16 protein-coding genes are annotated in these 17,507 nt (G+C 48.5%); 12 read left to right on the forward strand and 4 right to left on the reverse strand.

Annotated elements, in window-relative coordinates; all coding sequences use genetic code 11:
* Positions 1-19: 19 nt before the first annotated feature.
* The 5 genes from M3P05_RS01670 (at position 20) to M3P05_RS01690 (ending at position 4,349) form a co-directional block, all read left to right on the forward strand.
* Positions 20-445, forward strand: a complete 426-nt coding sequence (locus M3P05_RS01670; protein WP_249697499.1) for a hotdog fold thioesterase — start codon at positions 20-22, stop codon at positions 443-445.
* A 7-nt stretch (positions 446-452) separates the two neighbouring features.
* A complete protein-coding gene (locus tag M3P05_RS01675; RefSeq protein WP_249697500.1) occupies positions 453-1,328 on the forward strand; it encodes an alpha/beta fold hydrolase in 876 nt (291 codons plus the stop codon).
* Positions 1,329-1,354: 26 nt separating this feature from the next.
* The gene (locus M3P05_RS01680) at positions 1,355-1,906 is read left to right on the forward strand and encodes a DUF4892 domain-containing protein (RefSeq protein WP_249697501.1); all 552 of its coding nucleotides are present in this window, start codon (positions 1,355-1,357) and stop codon (positions 1,904-1,906) included.
* A gap of 218 nt (positions 1,907-2,124) precedes the next feature.
* Positions 2,125-3,333, forward strand: coding sequence for an RING-HC finger protein (locus tag M3P05_RS01685; RefSeq protein ID WP_249697502.1), 1,209 nt, complete (start codon positions 2,125-2,127; stop codon positions 3,331-3,333).
* Positions 3,334-3,437: 104 nt separating this feature from the next.
* A complete protein-coding gene (locus M3P05_RS01690) occupies positions 3,438-4,349 on the forward strand; it encodes a patatin-like phospholipase family protein (RefSeq protein ID WP_249697503.1) in 912 nt (303 codons plus the stop codon).
* A gap of 114 nt (positions 4,350-4,463) precedes the next feature.
* On the opposite strand, the gene M3P05_RS01695 is transcribed toward M3P05_RS01690, so the two are convergent.
* Positions 4,464-5,015, reverse strand: coding sequence for a Smr/MutS family protein (locus M3P05_RS01695; RefSeq protein WP_249697504.1), 552 nt, complete (start codon positions 5,013-5,015; stop codon positions 4,464-4,466).
* A gap of 152 nt (positions 5,016-5,167) precedes the next feature.
* Here M3P05_RS01695 and prmB point away from each other — a divergent pair, with 152 nt between their 5' ends.
* Positions 5,168-6,109: a 50S ribosomal protein L3 N(5)-glutamine methyltransferase gene (prmB, locus tag M3P05_RS01700; RefSeq protein WP_332841988.1), complete on the forward strand. Its 942-nt coding sequence runs from the start codon at positions 5,168-5,170 to the stop codon at positions 6,107-6,109.
* Between the two features lie 55 nt (positions 6,110-6,164).
* Here the strand turns inward: prmB and M3P05_RS01705 are convergent, their stop codons facing one another.
* Positions 6,165-6,518, reverse strand: coding sequence for a hypothetical protein (locus M3P05_RS01705; protein ID WP_249697505.1), 354 nt, complete (start codon positions 6,516-6,518; stop codon positions 6,165-6,167).
* Between the two features lie 162 nt (positions 6,519-6,680).
* On the opposite strand from M3P05_RS01705, the gene M3P05_RS01710 reads away from it, so the two are divergent.
* The 6 genes from M3P05_RS01710 (at position 6,681) to M3P05_RS01735 (ending at position 13,877) form a co-directional block, all read left to right on the forward strand.
* Entirely contained in the window at positions 6,681-7,955 is a 1,275-nt protein-coding gene (locus tag M3P05_RS01710; RefSeq protein WP_249697506.1) for a DEAD/DEAH box helicase, read from the forward strand.
* Positions 7,956-8,106: 151 nt separating this feature from the next.
* Positions 8,107-8,502 (forward strand): hypothetical protein, encoded by a 396-nt coding sequence (locus tag M3P05_RS01715; RefSeq protein ID WP_249697507.1) that lies wholly within the window; start codon positions 8,107-8,109, stop codon positions 8,500-8,502.
* 161 nt (positions 8,503-8,663) lie between these two features.
* Positions 8,664-9,758 (forward strand): chorismate synthase, encoded by a 1,095-nt coding sequence (aroC, locus tag M3P05_RS01720; protein WP_249697508.1) that lies wholly within the window; start codon positions 8,664-8,666, stop codon positions 9,756-9,758.
* 169 nt (positions 9,759-9,927) lie between these two features.
* Entirely contained in the window at positions 9,928-11,490 is a 1,563-nt protein-coding gene (locus M3P05_RS01725; protein ID WP_249697509.1) for an OmpP1/FadL family transporter, read from the forward strand.
* 26 nt (positions 11,491-11,516) lie between these two features.
* On the forward strand, positions 11,517-12,593 hold the full coding sequence (locus tag M3P05_RS01730; protein WP_249697510.1) for a hypothetical protein: 1,077 nt from the start codon (positions 11,517-11,519) through the stop codon (positions 12,591-12,593).
* A 324-nt stretch (positions 12,594-12,917) separates the two neighbouring features.
* The gene (locus tag M3P05_RS01735) at positions 12,918-13,877 is read left to right on the forward strand and encodes a hypothetical protein (protein ID WP_249697511.1); all 960 of its coding nucleotides are present in this window, start codon (positions 12,918-12,920) and stop codon (positions 13,875-13,877) included.
* On the opposite strand, the gene M3P05_RS01740 is transcribed toward M3P05_RS01735, so the two are convergent.
* Positions 13,864-15,945 (reverse strand): tRNA(Met) cytidine acetyltransferase TmcA, encoded by a 2,082-nt coding sequence (locus tag M3P05_RS01740; RefSeq protein WP_249697512.1) that lies wholly within the window; start codon positions 15,943-15,945, stop codon positions 13,864-13,866. The two genes, M3P05_RS01735 and M3P05_RS01740, sit on opposite strands and share 14 nt — an antisense overlap.
* Before the next feature lie 76 nt (positions 15,946-16,021).
* Positions 16,022-17,464, reverse strand: a complete 1,443-nt coding sequence (locus M3P05_RS01745) for a TrkH family potassium uptake protein (protein WP_249697513.1) — start codon at positions 17,462-17,464, stop codon at positions 16,022-16,024.
* Between the last annotated feature and the right edge of the window lie 43 nt (positions 17,465-17,507).

Consider the following 17,507-nt stretch of genomic DNA (forward strand, 5'->3'; position numbering starts at 1 on the left):
GAAGTGTTCAGTAACCAATATGACCATCTGGAAGCGGGATTTTACCGTGGAAGCCCTGAATCTTGGGCTGAGAAACACCCTTTGTGAAGCATTAGGTATGGAAGTGACCGTCATCCATGATGATGGCGTTTCCGGCACCATGCCGGTAGATAGCCGGACAGTTCAACCCATGCGACTGCTGCATGGTGGTGCCAGCGTTGCTTTGGCTGAGAGCCTGGGAAGTATGGCCGCCAATATGGCCTGCGAACCGGGAAGCTATTGCGTTGGTCTGGAAATCAACGCTAACCATATTCGATCAGCCACATCCGGACTTGTTACCGGAAAAGCCCGGGCCATCCATATCGGTCGCTCTACCCAGATCTGGGAAATCAATATAATGGATGATAAGGGCAGGATGGTCTGTATCTCCCGCCTGACCATGGCCGTAAAATCCCAAAACAGTTGATGTGGTTATGAGCGAAGACCAGGGTACACAGCCCCAATCCATGACCATCAAAGCTGCGGAACAGGCGTTCGCGGCATTAAGCTGGGGTGAAGAAGGTGCACCGGTAGTGCTGGCTCTTCATGGCTGGCTGGATAATGCCGCCAGCTTCAATATTCTTGCTCCGATGCTGAAAGGATACCGGATTATTGCTCTGGATCTGGCGGGGCATGGTCTTTCTGATCACCGGGGGCAGGGGGCTGATTATCCTATCTGGTCCTATGTGCCGGATGTGATCAGTGTTATGGACTCACTCGATTTGGAACAGGTTCACCTCTTGGGGCATTCTATGGGAGCGATTGTCAGTAGTATTCTGGCATCAGCCTGTCCGGAGCGCGTGTTGACATTGTCCCTGATTGATGGACTGTGGCCTGTTCCGGGTGAGGTTGAAAATGTTGTCAGCCAGCTTAAGCGTGCTGTTGAACACCGGGCCAGAATATCGGGGCGGGCTAAGAATAATTTTCCAACCATCGATATGGCCGTCCGTGCCAGGAGGATGGGGTTTGGGCGCATTTCGTCTGCAGCTGCCGAGTTGATTGTTCGCCGGGGTATTAAGGAGGACAATGGTGGCTGGATCTGGCGATCAGATTCCCGTCTGCTGGCACCTGCCGGAGTTCGGTTTACTCTTGATCAGGCTCGCAAGGTAGTGGCGGAGATCAAGATGCCGACTCTGTTACTCGTTGCCAGCCAGGGAATATTGCCTGAGCTGGTGGAGAAGAATAAGTCGCGGTTGCTTCATATCAATATCGTGACTCTTGATGGAGATCATCATCTGCATATGGAAGAAGGAGCAGAGCCTGCTGCAAAGCTGATTCAAGCTCACTTGGATAAGGTACAATCTGTATAACAAACATAAAGAACTGGGGTGCAACTGTGTGGTTTAGAGATAATCTCAAAATAGCTGCGGGTTTGTGTCTGGCTCTGTTTGCTGCAGCTCCTGCTTGTGCAGGTGAACAGGACGGCGATCTGGAGGGAATACCCCGTTATCCCAACTCCAGTCTGGAAATCCAGGAATCCCGGGAAACGGTTAACTATCCCCTGATCAGCAGCCGCCTGAAAAAAGTTAATAATGAAGTTCGTGCTGATGATACCAACTGGAATGATGGTTATCTTGAACGTCGCCTGTACCAGATGCCTTCAGGGCACAGCAGCAAGAATGTGTTCCAATACCTGATTCGCCAGCTTAACAAGCTGGATGTTAAACCCATTTTTACCTGTGATGGCCGAGATTGTGGAGCCAGTAACCTCTGGGCCAATAATATCTTCCGTGTAGCGATTTTAAACGGTTATGACCGAGACCAGTTTTATATGCTGGGCAAGCGCACAGTTAAAGGTGCTGAAGAATACTACGTGCTCTATACCATCAAACGTGGCAACCGCCGCGTCTACGCTATGGTTGACAGGCTCCTCGCTGTCAGTCAATAGCAAAGTGCAAGGTTGCCAGCCTTATCGTTATATTGTGCCAAAAAGTCTCTACGACTCTTTCCTCATCGGCTTAAGTCAAACCTCCAAACATATGCGTTATTTTTAATGGAAGGGCGGAACTATTCCTCCCCAGTTTATTTCCAATATACAAGCAGGTTCATTTCACGAAAACTGGATTCAGACAATTGTTGGAAATCAGACAATAAAGGAGTGCTTATATGCAAGCAGCAGCAACTGGAGGGTTATCCACTATTTCAATTCATGGTGTAGATTGGCAAGTAACCCCAAGCAACATCATCGGGGAATGTCCCATATGTGCTGATAACATGACCTCAGCAATTGTTTGTCGATCACCCGAACATGCTGTTTGTGATGAATGTGCACCTAAAATAAAAACATGCCCAATATGTAGATTTGAAATAGAAAAACTTTCTAGTGAAGACCGTTGTTTACATGAGATGACCTTAAAGCGCGAATTAGCCAATACAACATTCTTTTGCCGTGTACCAGGGTGTGATTGGAAGGGAGATCATAAGGATATTGCACAGCATCCTCTACAGCATCGCATCCCCAGATTTGCAGATCAATACGTGCTTCGTTACGGCGGGAGTAATTTAGGGACTCTGGTTATTCAACCGGGCAATGATTCAAAATCAGTACTGGAAAATAATTGGAGGCTTACTCTCCACTGTCGCCCACCGGTTCCTGAAGATGGTAAGGGCAAAAGTGAAATATCTCTGATAAATCATCTGGCCTTTCTTTATCATTCGGACATGTTTGAAACCGAAGTTTGTGGGCATGAAGGCAGGGCTTTCACAGATACAGATACAGATACTGAGGAAGGCATATCATTGTTCTCAGTTAAGCAACAAGGCCAATGGAAAGACCATGACATAAAGCCAGAAAAAAAACCTGTCGTCGGGCGGCGAACAGGAAGAAGTTTAGAAGGGGAAAAAATATCGGAAGATGTCGATTTGTCATTAGTATCCGAGAGGAAAAACCGCTATAGCCAGATAGCTCTTAAGATATTTCGTAATCATTATAACGAACCCAATATGGCACAAGCTTTTATGTTTGGTCGCCTTCATGAAAGGATGTTAGCGGATGTTTGCCAGTCTCAAAAACCTTCAGAAAGGACTTGTTTTGTTCAACCTCTCATAACTAGCTTCAAACTTCCTGATAACTTGAGAGCGTATACTGTTGCCGATTGTGATCATTTAGATCCTGTCGTAGACCAGGCTGCTGGTTTTGTAACGAAAGTAATACAGAAAGATCCTTTAGCCTGTGGTGGCAACGAATGTCATATGACAATTAGCCCGGACAGACAGTTATGGGAAAAGATAGAGTTTATACGTCCGGGAGAGCCTTCCATAGTTGCCACGCGAGAAACATTGGCGACAGCGTCAGAAGCTGTGAAGCTGAGTTAGAGTTTGCCCATGAATATGCTACCTGTGACAGGATTGTGCACAGGACTCTAAACCCTCTCTGAATGGCCGATAACTTCTGCAGAAATAGCGGGAGTTATCGAACAATGACAACAACAGTTTCCCTGGTTCTTGGTAGCGGTGGTGCTCGAGGCTATGCCCATATTGGTGTTATCGAAGAGCTGGTGGCCCGAGGTTATGAAATTGCCGCTGTTGCCGGCTGCTCTATGGGAGCTCTGGTCGGTGGCCTGTATGCAGCAGGGCGCTTGGCTGATTACCGGGACTGGGTGCATGAACTGAATTACCTGGATGTGATCCGGCTGCTCGATTTATCTTTTCGCACACCGGGTGTGATCAACGGTTCCCGGGTTTTTGATGTGATTGCCGATATGGTTGGTGACACTCGTATTGAAGATCTTGATATTCCTTTTACTGCCGTAGCAACTGATCTGGAGTCCCGCAAAGAAATCTGGTTCCAGGATGGCCAGCTTCTGCGAGCCATCCGGGCATCCATTGCCATTCCAAGTCTATTCACTCCAGTGAACTATAATGGTCGCACGCTGGTGGATGGCGGAGTGCTCAACCCGCTGCCAATTGCACCAACTGTCTCAAGCCATTCGGATTTGATTATCGCGGTAGATCTGAATGCTGATGTGAATCCACTGGTTCTGCAGTGTGAAACTCCGGTTCAGGAAGCAGACAGGCAGCAGAAGATTCTTGACCGCTGGCTGAGTAAGCTGAGTTGGCGCACCAGAAAATACTCAGAATCAGATAATTGTGAGCAAGCAGAGGCAACAGTCAAAACGGGTATGTTGGATATTTTTAACCAGTCTCTTGAAGTGATGCAGGAATCTCTGGCCCGGTACAAGATGGCTGGTTATTCACCGGATATTCTGGTGCCAATATCGAGGAATCAGTGTCGTTTTTATGAGTTTAACCGAGCTGAAGATATGGTTCGGGTTGGCCGTTTGGAAACGGAAAGAATTCTGGATAATTTCGAGGCTGCCCGCAATGGTTGAAACACAGTCGCTCCTTGCCCTATAGTGCCGGTCGGCCATCCTTGACCTTTTAAAACATTAGGCAACTATCTGTCAAAATCAGTGAAACGGACTTCTGACAACTAACTCAATGATCTACCGGGAGTTGCTGAGCAGGATATATACAGCACCGGTTCCACCATCAACAGGCAGGCAGGAAGCAAATCCAAGTACTCCAGAAATCTGCTTCAGCCAGGCATTCACATAGCTTTTCATAGTATCCTGCTGGCCATGCCAGGCTTTATGGGATTTGCCATGAATCACTCGGACGCAGCTGTAATGGTTGTTTCTGCTAAAGGCAATAAATCGCAGCAGCATATCCCTGGCCTCCTCAAAGGTGAGACCGTGCAGATCCAGATTGTATCGAACCTCAATCTGACCATGGCGCAGCTTGTTCATCCGCTTGTGCTGCAGCCCCTTGCCGGTGTGCTCGATATATTCTTCCGGACCAATCGCTACGATATGAGTGTCTGACAGTCCATCTTCGATATCGGCTTGTTCTTCCACGGCCTGCCTGCGACGCAGGCGGAGAGTGAATTCGGGAATTTTTTTCTGACCTGTTGTGGGCGCAGCAGATTTATTCTGTTTCAGCGGTTTGACTCCGCTCATCTCCTGCGAAAAAAGGTGTTTGTCGTCATCGGTTACCATGGGAAATCCTGAATTCCGTTTCTCTAACCTCAGCCTGATCAAACTTGCCGAAACCAGGTTACATAAAAAGAACCTGCTACAGCGAAAAATCAACAGACTTCAGGCAGTTAAGATATAATCTGCTGATTTTACCGCGAGTCTTGCAAGGATTCATGATGTCCGGGAACTTTTCTGACACATTAACTGATACAGCGGCCCTCCAGACTATTGGAGACTGGCTGAGATGGACCTATAGCCGCTTTAACGAACATGATCTGTTCTACGGACATGGCAGTGATAACAGCTGGGATGAAGCCTGTCATCTGGTACTTCAGGCGCTGGAACTGCCTTGGGACTTTGATCCGTCCTTCTACAGCAGTCGGGTGACGGCAACGGAATCCGTGCGTCTGGCAATACTTGTACGCCGTCGTATTGAAGAGAAAATTCCAACCGCTTACCTGCTGAACAAAGCCTGGTTTGCAGGTATGCCATTTTATGTGGATGAGAGGGTGCTTGTTCCCCGTTCACCGGTGGCCGAGTTGATTGCCAATGGTTTTCAGCCCTGGCTGGGTGATGCGGAAGTAACCCGGGTTATGGATCTGTGCACCGGTTCCGGCTGTATCGGCATTGCCTGTGCCATGGCCTTTCCTGAGGCTCAGGTTGATCTTCTGGATATTTCTCCCGATGCACTGGAAGTGGCCCGTATCAATATCGACCAGTTTGAGTTTTGGGATCGGGTGGAAGCGGTTGAGTCCGATGTGTTCTCAGCCCTTGGACATGGTGATGATGCACCAAAGTATCAGGTGATTATCAGCAACCCGCCGTATGTTGATGCTGAGGATATGTCAGACCTGCCTGATGAGTATCATCACGAACCCGAGCTGGGTCTGGCTTCTGGTAATGACGGTCTGGACTTGACCCGCAGAATTCTGAGAGAAGCCTCTGAATACTTAACTGACGACGGTATTCTGATTGTTGAAGTGGGTAACAGCTGTTATGCGCTGGATGAGGCATTTCCAGATGTCCCCTTCACCTGGCTCGAGTTTGAGCAGGGTGGGCATGGTGTATTCCTGTTGACTGCTGCAGATCTGAAAAAATATCTGTCCAACTTTTAATAACAATCAGGATAAAGCCGCAGGGAGGCGACTTTATCCATAGAAATCTAATGCGTTACCCGGCCCTGGAGCCATTTGGTAACGGTTTCTCCGGCATGGCCAGACAGGGCGTAACGCCGTCGGCATAACCGATATCAAACAGCATTCCCTGGGACAGCTCACCAGCCATTTTCTTCTCAGGCAGGTTAACGACAAAGAGAGCCTGCTTACCTTCAATCTCTTTTGGGTTTTCCCTTTCCTGTCGGATGCCAGCAAGAATCGAGCGGGTATGGTCGCCGAAATCAACCATTAGCTTCATAAGCTTTTTGGATTTCTCAACCTCGGAAACTGAAGTAATCGTACCAACCCGAATATCGAGTTTGTCAAAATCGTCAAAGGTAATGGTGTCTTTGATTGGTGCAGGAGTCATAGATATTAAACTCAGGGCTGAATAATGAGAGGAGTGGGAGTGTAATGCTTGAGAAAGCATGAAAAGAAGGGCATAACTCAGCAAATACGTATGATTGAAGCAGGTCTTTATTGTAGACTGCCTCGCTTTTTTACCCCTCTTTGGCAAAGTTGACTGTTCAAAATGACTGACTTCTCATCCCTTGGTTTATCAGAGCCTCTGCTGACGGCTGTGGAAGAAGCCGGTTACAAGAAACCGACACCTGTCCAGGCGAAAGCGATCCCGATGGTATTGACCGGAAGGGATATTATGGCCTCAGCCCAGACCGGGACAGGAAAAACTGCGGGCTTTACTCTGCCTCTGCTGCATCGATTATCTGAAATGCGTGCCAGCCAGGATATCCGTGCCTTGGTGCTGGTTCCTACCCGTGAACTTGCGCTTCAGGTTGGTGAGAGCTTTGCCACTTATGGAAAGCATCTTCCTCTGAATGCGGTCACAGTATTTGGTGGGGTCGATATGGCTCCACAGATAGAAGCCCTTGAAGCCGGTGCTGATATCCTGATTGCCACCCCGGGCAGGTTGCTGGATTTGATCAGTAAAGAACATGTATCCCTTGGCAAGTTACGCATTTTGGTTCTTGATGAAGCGGACCGGATGCTGGATCTTGGCTTTAAGGATGATATTGACAGGATTCTGCAGGGGGTTCCTGCCAAGCGCCAGAGCCTGCTGTTCTCTGCCACCTTTTCTCCAGAGATCAAACAACTGGCCAGCGAATTTCAGCGCCACCCAGTCAAGGTTGAAGTTTCCAGTCAGAACTCAGCGGCCAAAACAGTTCAACAGTCGGTTTACCCGGTTGATCATCATGATAAGCCAGAAATCCTCAGCTATATCATCCATGGTGGCCGTTGGAACAAAGCCCTGGTCTTTGTCCGTACCAAGAAGTCAGCCAATAAGGTTGCCGAACTGCTGGTTCAGGATGGTATCCAGGCCAGAGCCATTCACAGCGATAAAAGTCAGCATTTGCGGACACGGACTTTGGATGATTTTAAGCGCAACAGGTTTCAGGTTCTGGTGGCTACAGATGTTGCTGCCAGAGGATTAGATATTGAGCAATTGCCGCTGGTCGTGAATTACGATCTTCCTAAAGTTGCTCAGGATTATGTTCATCGTATTGGGCGATCAGGACGGGCGGGGACTGCAGGGTGTGCAATTACCCTGATGAGTCCGGAAGAAAGGAAACTGATGGATGGGATTCGTCAGTTGGTAAAACAATCACTCAAGGTTGAGCCTGTTCCCTATTTTGAAAATGGTGAAGTTCGACCGGTCGAGTCTTATGAACAGCCACAGAAAGAGAAGCCAAAACCTTCTCGAAAAGGGAAAAATCATAGAGGGAAGTCTTCTACCCGAAAATCACCTGCCGGTAAGCATAAAAATAAGCGTACAAAAACAAGAAGCTGATCATTGTCAGAGCTGCAAAGTGTGAGTTTGTACAACTTTTTCTTGTGACAGGTGTGTCTATACTCCGTTCTTTTTAAAAGAAACAGCTATGAGCGGGAAATGCCATCTCAATAAATGAAAATGCGGGGGGCATTTCCGTGGTAAAAAAACAATGAAAGCCTGTCTAATAATTCTGCTTTGTTTTGTAGCAAACACTGCTTTTGGTGGCGTTGTGTTTGAGTTCGCAAGAGGTGGCGTTTACATAAAGTTTGAGGGTGGTAAGGGTAAGGAAACTTTTGTAGCTCCACGTCAGCTGTTTGCTGACAAAATCCTTGGTATTGAACAGGTTTATAGGCCTGAATTACAGGACGCGGATTGTTATGAGTTTGTCGCGAAAACAAATATCAGCTTGGCCCGTTTCAGCATTTCTTATAAAACTCTGGAACTTAGCTACCTGTCGTCACAAGTAAGAAAGGAAATTTTTAAACCAAAAAATCCTTTTGAGGTGGAGAAACCTGCTCCAATATTTCCGGAAAACAATCCAAACAGGCTGACGAAAAAGCGATAGCTGATGATGGCCAGTGCTTGAGAACTCTTCAGGGCTAACAATGCCTGGCTCTGGCTCTAAATGATTTCACAGGTATAATCCAATCAAAATCATAATGAATAAGTCGTCAGACCAGTTTCTTAATAACGGGAACTGATGACCTTTAGATAAAGCAGGGCATTATGGCAGGCAATACGATTGGGAAACTGTTCACTGTCACCACATTCGGTGAAAGTCACGGGTTGGCATTGGGCTGTATAGTGGATGGCTGCCCTCCGGGCATTGAACTGAGCGAGACTGATATTCAGGCGGATCTGAACCGGCGCAAGCCCGGTACATCCCGCTACACTACTCAGCGCCGGGAGCCTGACCAGGTCAAGATCATGTCCGGGGTTTTTGAAGGAAAAACCACAGGCACGCCCATCGGTATGATTATTGAAAATACCGATCAAAAGTCCAAGGACTACTCCAATATCAAGGATATCTATCGTCCTGGACACGCTGATTACACCTATGACCATAAATACGGTTTTCGCGACTATCGCGGCGGCGGACGTTCTTCTGCCCGTGAGACCGCCATGCGTGTGGCAGCAGGTGCAATTGCCAAGAAATACCTGGCTTCACAGGGTATCGTAGTTCGCGGGTATCTTGAGCAGATGGGCGATATTCAAATTGAGCAGTTCGATTGGGATGAAGTACAGAATAACCCATTCTTCTGCCCTGATTCCTCCAAAGTGGAGGCAATGGAAAACCTGATAAACAGTTTGCGCAAAGAAGGAAACTCCATTGGCGCGCGGATTTCTGTCGAAGCCACAGGCGTGATGCCCGGATTAGGAGAGCCTGTTTTTGATCGACTTGATGCCGATCTTGCTCATTCCCTGATGAGTATTAATGCCGTTAAAGGTGTCGAAATTGGAGCAGGCTTCGAATCAGTCTCCCAGAAAGGGACAGAGCATCGTGATGAGATAACACCGGAAGGATTTCTATCCAATAATGCGGGCGGAATTCTGGGCGGTATTTCTACAGGACAGACTATTAAGGCCTGCATTGTTCTCAAGCCCACATCCAGCCTTCTTGTACCCGGGCAGACGATTGACAGACAGGGAAACCCGGCGGAGGTTGTGACCAAGGGCCGTCATGACCCTTGTGTTGGTATTCGGGCAACACCCATTGCTGAAGCCATGATGGCGATTACTTTGATGGATCACCTGATGCGTCACCGAGCTCAAAATGGTGATGTAAACGCTGGTATTCCGGTCATTCCTCCAGAAGTCTGATTTGATCTGGGCAGTAACACTTTACTGCCCAGACAATTCCTTAGCCCGAATGATTATCAAGCGCTCTTTCCAGGGAATGACTCAAAAAACAGGAAATATTGTTCTGGTACGTCTATACCTCCTCCCACTCAGGAAATACCAAACACAATAACCCATAGAGGAGTGGGGCATGTCCAAGCTGTTAAAAGCTGGTATTCTTTGCCGGAATGGGCTGATGTCGACCCTTTTAGCAACCGGTGGTTGTTTTGCTGTTTTACCCGGGATTTCCCAGGGGGCAGGGTTATCACTGGTGGACTTCAACTCGATTTCTGCATTGGGAACAGCCGGTGCCGGACGGGGGGTTAACCGTGCCGATGCCTCGATTATCAGCTCCAATCCCGCAGGAATGTCTTTTTTCTCACAGCCTCAGACCAATATCGGATTTATCGGAGCTTTTGCCGGTGGTGATGCCAAGGGTCATTATTCGACGATTACTGAGGTGAAATCCTTCCCCACTTCTGACCCTTATTTTGGCTGGAAAGGGGACTACCAATCCTGCAAAACGCCATGGGGGGACTCGGCACTCTGCTATGGAGAAAGTGGAAAATCAGATAATTTTCTGCACCCAGCAGCCATTCCCTCGATCTATTATGCCCAGCCACTGCAGGAAAACCTCTGGGCAGGGTTTGCCGTCTATGGTGCCTTTGGCGGAGAAACGCACTATCCGATAGATTCAATTTTTCGTTATCAGGCACTGGACAGCTCAATCAAGGTTATCAACCTGCAGCCAACTGTTTCCTGGAAAGTGAATGATGAACTGTCATTGGGAGCCGGTATCTGGACTTCCTTTGGCAAGATAGAGATGAGTCGGATGCTGAACCCCTGGGCATCAGCTGTAACCGATGCTGTCGCCAGCATTAACGGCGATGGCTTCGGACTGGGTACAAATCTTGGGCTGATCTGGAATCCGGTAGAGCCTCTGACTGTGGGGCTTTCCTATCACTCACCCACAAAAATCAAATTCAAGGGTGATCTGAAAGCAACGGGAGTTGCCGGTCTCACTACTGTACTCAATCAGTTTGTCACTGAGAGTGATGATTATCCGGTAGCTTCAGCGTCAGCTGCATGGATTTCAGACCATAAGCCGGGAACACTGACTGAACACACCAGACTCTCCCTGACCTTTCCCGAGCATATTGATTTAAGCCTTGCATGGGATGTCGATCCACAGTGGTCTCTGCTGGCCAGTGCTATCTGGACACGCTGGAGCCGTTTCGAAAAATTTCAGATCAAGTCCGAGGGTGGGCGTGCCTCGGATATTGTCTCGGCCAGTAACGGTGCCCCTGGTGGCCATATTGTTGCCTGGGTTCCTCAGGACTGGTCTGACACCTGGACAATGTCTTTTGGCACTCTGTGGAACTACAGCGATCGCCTGACATTGCGTGCAGGTTATGCGCTGGATAACTCGCCAACATCCAATACCACCCGTAGCGCGCGTATCCCTGACAATGACCGACAGTGGCTGACTTTCGGTGCCGGTTACCGTGTGAACGAGCAGTATTCACTGGATCTTGCCTATGGCTACATGATGATGAAGCCGTTTCGTATCCATGATGCCAATCACAAGGTGGATGGTTCCATACAGGGGACTGTTGAAGAATCTGCACCCTTTGAAGACCAAGGCCATTTAACGGCCCGGTATAAAAAAATGCATGCCCATATGCTGGCTGCTCAGCTTACAGTTCGATTCTGATCATCATCAGCATTCAGGAGGTTTTTATGGGTATTAGAGAGATAGTCTCAGCGGGTGCGCTGACCATGACTCTAAGCGTTACAGGTATGTCCTTTGCCGATTGGCAGCCTTATCCTGCCGATTTGTTTAAGCCGGACTTATCCGGTGACAAGCTTTCTGAACTGTGGCCTGCCCTGACACGCTCCACCCAGGATGTTCTGCCGACAGTTGACTACTTTCAGCAGCGTATGGCGGCCAACAAACTTTATGGTGATTACCTGCTGAAGCAGTTAAAAGCGTCTGCAGACTTCTCTGGGGCTGCTCTGGATCAGGCAGGGCTTGAAGCTCTCAGTCTTGCGTTGCAGGAAGGGTGGCGGCTGCATTTTGAAGGTGACTTTGTCCAGGCCAAAGACAGAGGTCTTGCAGCAGGGACATCAGAAGGGAAGTACCTTGCCTATCGTGCGCAGACTATTTATGCCATGTATCAGGCTCCCGATCCTGCAGGAAACCTGCAGGCTGCAGAGAGAGTTGTTCTGCTGAAGGAGGTTTCAGATAAGCTGCTGGAAGAAATTTCAGCCATGACCAAAAGTGGTGTAGAACCCTCAGTTCAGCTGAGTTTTTGGCAGACATATGCTTACGCACGTTATGTGGAAATTGTAAAACCAACCTGGGGTATTCTGGATAAAAAGTCTGGGGTGACAACCATTCTCACCTCATTAGATAAAGTTTTCTCACTGTCTCCAACCATGCCGGCTCTGCACGCAGTATATGGCGGCACTTTTGCAGCTATTTATGAAGATGGTATGGCTGCCCGTGCAACGTTCAAGAAACGATTGCGTCTGGCGGACGGCCAGAAAATTTCTGATTACGAGCAGGCAACCCTGGATCAGTTTGACAGTGCTCTCAGAACTCTGAGAGATAAACCCTTCCCACAGCTCTACTTCAGTTATGGGGCAGCACTGGAACGGCTGGATAAAAAGAGAGGGGATAACAAGTACAAGGACAGTGCCAGCAGCTACTTTCATTATGCTCAGGGTGGAAGTCTCCCTGCTGGCGTAAGCAATATGATTTACAGCGCGGAAGATGCACTGGCGCAAAGGCATGCCGGTTCAAAAAAGCTGTAAAGCCAGAAATTAACACAGAGGATAAAACTGGCTCCTAGTCAGATTTAACCACTGCTGCTTAAAAGGCGCACTCAAACCTGCCGCAAAGCAGGACTTTGGGCGGAGCAGGGCAACCTGTTCCGCTTTTTTTGCCTTGAATTTAAAAAGCACATACCTGTCTTGTAACGAGTGGTTGTCTGAGCCGCTGAATCGCATAAGCCTATGACAACAGAACCTGAAAATTCCTTAATTCATGGTGTTGTATTTCACCAAATCATAAGAGAAGCTTTGGTTAAGCAACTTCCCTAGAAAAAATTTTCACGATAAAAAAACAGGGACTTCTTAATGACTTTCAAAAGACTGTTATTGAACTGCAGCTGTATTGCCGGAATCCTCTTCTCAGCAGCCAGCCTTGCAAACGGGAACTGGTTACCTTTCCCGGAAAGTTTGCCTAAGCCGGATTTATCAGGTGAAAAGCTGACAAAGCAATGGCCTCAGTTAACCCGTTCGACAATGGATCGATTGCCTGAAAGTCTGGAGCTTCAGGATGCCTGGCGATCTCACTTCGAGGGGGATTTTGCTGAAGCCAAGGAGAAGGGACTGGCGCTGGGAACACCTGAAGGCAAATACGTTGCGTACCGGGCACAGACTATTTATGCAATGTACCTGACACCAGATCCCACGCAACTCTCTTCTAAACGAGACAAAGCACAGAGAACTGTACTGCTGAAAGAAGCCTACGATCAGTTAAGCAATGAAATTCGTAAGCTTGAGTCTGCAGGTGAAAAACCTTCCATGCAGCTGCGGTTCTGGAGCAGTTATATCTTCGCCCGTTATCTGGAAATTATGAAATCAGAATGGGGACTGTTTGAGAAAAAGGACAGGTTGACTGAACTTTGGGATGCGCTGGATAAAATTTCCGGATCTGCAGCGGATATGCCCTCTTTGCGGGCAACATATGGTGGAACTATCGCCGCTGTCTCCGAGGATGGATACCTTGCCCGCAAGACTTTCCAGGATAGAGTCAAAGACTGCAGAGGGATGGAAGCATCCTATAAAGATGCGGCAATCTCGCAGTTTAACTGTGCCCTGAATAGGCTGGGCGGTAATCCCGTTCCTGAAATTATGGAAGCCTACGCTACTGCGTTGGAAAGACTGGGAATTGAAGGTGGAAGCTCAACCACAGCCAAGACTTCTCAGACATACCGGCAGTATGCAGCAGGTGCCAGACTACCGGAAAATACCAGTCAGATGGTCTTTATGTCTGAAGATATCCTGGCCCGGGAAGCGGCTAAGAAGCTTTAGCTACCTTTAAAAGACACGCGACAGAGCAGGCCAGTTCCTGCTCTGCAAACCTCTTACCTTTCAAGAGACTTCTGTTAATGGTTTCGGTCCAGCTCCTGTTTTGTAGAAGCTTATCGGTTAAAAGCTGGCGCTGTATTTGAGAAAGTTCTTCTGCAAATCTTGGTAAAAGAGAACAGGCCAGGGTCTGAAGTTCTGGCAGGCAACTGTCGTAGTTCAAAAAACCTTCAGAATAATCGTTAAGCCGCTGGGTTTCTTCTTCCGTTAAAGCGCCTTGATGTGTTTGAGCGAGAAGGCCCAGTAATAACTCTGTCTCAAGCTGCTGCAACCCGTCTCGACAAAGGAAAGGAAATGTTCGGAAAAAACGCTGTGAGGTTTTTTGCTCGAATATCTGCCCTTGTTCACTCAAACCTTTGCAAACAACAAGGCTGTAACAACCACTGGCTTTGTTGCGTGTGCTGCCAATATGGACCGGCATTAACTGGCAACGCTGCCAGAAGTGAACCAGATCGGTTGTTGCACCGAAGCTGCTGCCAATAAGGTCATAGCCCTGCTTACAGTGTTCCTGAATCAGCTGTGAAACGAAGTATTGCCCCAGACCCTGGGACTGAATATCCGGATGCACGGCAATGCGCATAATTCGCGCCCATTTCAGCAGTGGTGCTTCAGGAAAACCTCCGTGGCTTGCCAAAGTTTGTGGCAGAAGATGCCCTTTGATCCGGCGCTTTCCAGACCATACCGCCTGTGCCAGTGATTGCTCAAATTCTCCCTCGGTTGATACCAGTGCTGTGGCAATAACACGACCTTGAAACATCAAAACTGAAACCGAGATATTGTCCTGATCCAGTATCTGGCGCAGGTCGTCCGGGCTGGTCTGGTAATGAGCAAGGATAAGAAGGCCAAACAGCTCTTTCAGAACATCTGGTTGATTAATAAGATCTTTGCTCGACAGTGTAATAAAGTCGACATTATCAATCTTTGCGTCAGCAATCATGTTGCGGTCAGCAGGCTCAGCTTCCAGCAGTAGCAGCTGTGTCAGGAACTGCTCAAGCGGATCACCTGTAGCCCAGCGAATGGGATGTTCCATTTCGCAGGGCTGCCATTTAGGGGTTATCTGGTCCAGAGTTTTCCGAAAACGAACAGCAAAGCCTCTTCCTGTTCCTTCATAGCCATGGATGGTGCTGGCAAAAATAATCCGTGAATATTGCTTGAGAAGTTCGGTAAGTAATGGTGCTGGAATGGAGGCTGCCTCATCAACCATAACCAGGTTGCCATCCGGTTTGTTTAAAACCATATCGTCAGGAGCGATAAAAGCTAATTCGCTGTCGTCTGTTTTAATATGGAACTTGTTAACTCTTGGCTGGCCGATAATATCAGCAGCATGGGCAAAGAGTGTTTCTACAGCCTGCTGGGAAGGGGCTGTAACCAGAATTTTCACTGGACGTTCCAGCATTAACTGGGCGGCAGCAATGCCAAGTGCCGCTGACTTTCCCCGGCCTCGGTCAGCAGTTAAAACCAGAGGACGGCGGCGATGGCCTGTCAGTACCCGCTTTGCTGCAGCAACTGCTTTTAGCTGATCTTCTGTTACACAGGGTGCGGGTACCTTGATGCTCGCACTTTCATTGATATTGCGTTGGTTTGGAATGACTTGGGGGGATTCCTGGCCTTCACGCCAATGATGGATTTTTGCATCAGAAAAAATCTTGCTTGCCCGCATCAAAAAACAGGAATCAGAAGGCCAATGTAATTCTTCTGGCGCTAGAAACACCAGCAGACCGCCACCTCTCAGGGCTCCGGTTACGGCTCCCAGGGCATCGGCCGGGATATCTTCTGTTAAATCCAAAATCAGAAAATCAATAGTCTGGCCAAGAAGTTTTCGTGCTTTTTTCCAAGGGCTTGCAGCAGGCAGCCATTGCTGATTATCACTCCACAAACTTGGAGTTTTGTCCATAATCCGGGTAGTTTCTGCCAGCTGCTCCTGCAGCCATTCCATACTGCCAGAAAGCAGTACCGGCAGGCGATGGTTGTTGGTCTGTGCTGCAAGAAGTAAGTCAGGCAGTTGCTGCTTCATGCCATTCCCTGGAAATATCTGGTCGATGAAAAAATCCGCCCATTTGGGCGGATTTTCTATTTTAAGGTGGAATGTATCAGTTGCGCCAGAAAGCGGGGGAGAAGAGTACCAGCACAGTGATAATTTCCAGTCGGCCCATCAGCATGCCAAAGCTGAGTATCCATTTGGCGGCATCGGGCAGGGCCAGGAAATTCCCGGCAGGGCCAATAATATCGCCAAAGCCAGGGCCAACATTACTGACTGCTGTGATGGAGCCACTGAGACTGGTCATCATATCCAGTCCGAGAGCGGACAGCAGAATTGTGATAATCGCAATTAACAGACCATAGAAGAAGCAGAACCCAACCAGTGAACGGAGAATATCGCTGGTGATCTCCTGACCATTGTAAGTGTGCACCAGAAACGCCCGGGGGTGGCTGGCCTGCTTCAGCTGCATCTGCAGCAGTCGGAAACCGATCTGAAACCGGAAAATTTTAATACCGCCTGCAGTTGATCCGGAGCAGCCGCCAACAAACATCAGGAAGAAGAAAATGGTTGAGGTAAATCCGGTCCAGGCACTGTAATCGGTGAGGGCATAGCCGGTGGTTGTGACAACAGATGTTGAGTTAAAGGCTGCCAGAGTCAGACTTTCAAAGAACCCTCTTTCCGTATGCAGGGTCATCCAGAATGCCATAATGACCCAGACTGCAACCATAAAACCGATAAAGGCCTTTACCTGGCTATCCTTGATCAGATCTTCAGTGTAACCCTGCATGCACTTTACAAAGAGTATAAAGGGCAGGCCACCCAGCAACATAAAAATGGTACCGTTCCAGTAGATCCAGGCATTGGTGAAGTGCCCCATGGAGGCGTCAGATGTCGAGTAGCCACCTGTTGAGAGAGTGGTCATGGAGTGGTTGATGGCTTCGAACATACTCATACCACCAAGCTTGTAACCCAGGGCGCAGAATGTACTCAGTAGCAGGTAAACAAGAACAACACGCTTGGCTATGGAACCGGAGCGGGGCAGGCATTTATCTGACCAGTCGGATGACTCACTCTGGAACAGGCGCATACCACCAACCTTCAGGAAAGGGAGAATGGCAACAGCCATTACGATAAAACCGATTCCTCCCAGCCACTGCAGAACCGATCGCCAGAGAAGTAAGCCTTTATCAATCCTATCAAGTCCGGTCATAACTGTGGAACCGGTTGTAGTGACACCGGACATGGTTTCGAAGAAGGCATCAGTAAATGACATGCCCTCCACGATAATAAACGGTAGCGCACCGAAAGCACTGAGTGTCACCCAGCACAGGGATGTTAGAATAAAAATCTGCCGGGGATCCAGGCGAAAATTTCTTGAGCGGGTAAATAGAACAGCCAGACCACCTGCAAGGAAGGTCCAGATTGCGGACTCAAAAAAGGCTGCGGCACTGCTGCTGCCTATTGTCAGGTCATACATGGCCGGGATGACCATCAGCAGACCTAAAACCATCAGAAAGAGTCCAATAACAAACAGGACCGGCTTTAGATTCATGGGAAGTCAACTGCTCCAGAAACAAAACACCGTAGTGTTACCC

The organism is Parendozoicomonas callyspongiae, assembly GCF_023502345.1.
In the GTDB taxonomy this organism is placed as follows: Bacteria; Pseudomonadota; Gammaproteobacteria; order Pseudomonadales; family Endozoicomonadaceae; genus Sansalvadorimonas; species Sansalvadorimonas callyspongiae.

Bases quoted from the DNA above. Each gene is read 5' to 3' on its own strand.
- M3P05_RS01670 (WP_249697499.1), top strand. From the start codon at position 20: ATGACCATCTGGAAGCGGGATTTTACCGTGGAAGCCCTGAATCTTGGG.
- M3P05_RS01675 (WP_249697500.1), top strand. From the start codon at position 453: ATGAGCGAAGACCAGGGTACACAGCCCCAATCCATGACCATCAAAGCT.
- M3P05_RS01685 (WP_249697502.1), top strand. From the start codon at position 2,125: ATGCAAGCAGCAGCAACTGGAGGGTTATCCACTATTTCAATTCATGGT.
- M3P05_RS01690 (WP_249697503.1), top strand. From the start codon at position 3,438: ATGACAACAACAGTTTCCCTGGTTCTTGGTAGCGGTGGTGCTCGAGGC.
- M3P05_RS01695 (WP_249697504.1), bottom strand. From the start codon at position 5,015: ATGGTAACCGATGACGACAAACACCTTTTTTCGCAGGAGATGAGCGGA.
- prmB (WP_332841988.1), top strand. From the start codon at position 5,168: ATGATGTCCGGGAACTTTTCTGACACATTAACTGATACAGCGGCCCTC.
- M3P05_RS01705 (WP_249697505.1), bottom strand. From the start codon at position 6,518: ATGACTCCTGCACCAATCAAAGACACCATTACCTTTGACGATTTTGAC.
- M3P05_RS01710 (WP_249697506.1), top strand. From the start codon at position 6,681: ATGACTGACTTCTCATCCCTTGGTTTATCAGAGCCTCTGCTGACGGCT.
- M3P05_RS01715 (WP_249697507.1), top strand. From the start codon at position 8,107: ATGAAAGCCTGTCTAATAATTCTGCTTTGTTTTGTAGCAAACACTGCT.
- aroC (WP_249697508.1), top strand. From the start codon at position 8,664: ATGGCAGGCAATACGATTGGGAAACTGTTCACTGTCACCACATTCGGT.
- M3P05_RS01725 (WP_249697509.1), top strand. From the start codon at position 9,928: ATGTCCAAGCTGTTAAAAGCTGGTATTCTTTGCCGGAATGGGCTGATG.
- M3P05_RS01730 (WP_249697510.1), top strand. From the start codon at position 11,517: ATGGGTATTAGAGAGATAGTCTCAGCGGGTGCGCTGACCATGACTCTA.
- M3P05_RS01735 (WP_249697511.1), top strand. From the start codon at position 12,918: ATGACTTTCAAAAGACTGTTATTGAACTGCAGCTGTATTGCCGGAATC.
- M3P05_RS01740 (WP_249697512.1), bottom strand. From the start codon at position 15,945: ATGAAGCAGCAACTGCCTGACTTACTTCTTGCAGCACAGACCAACAAC.
- M3P05_RS01745 (WP_249697513.1), bottom strand. From the start codon at position 17,464: ATGAATCTAAAGCCGGTCCTGTTTGTTATTGGACTCTTTCTGATGGTT.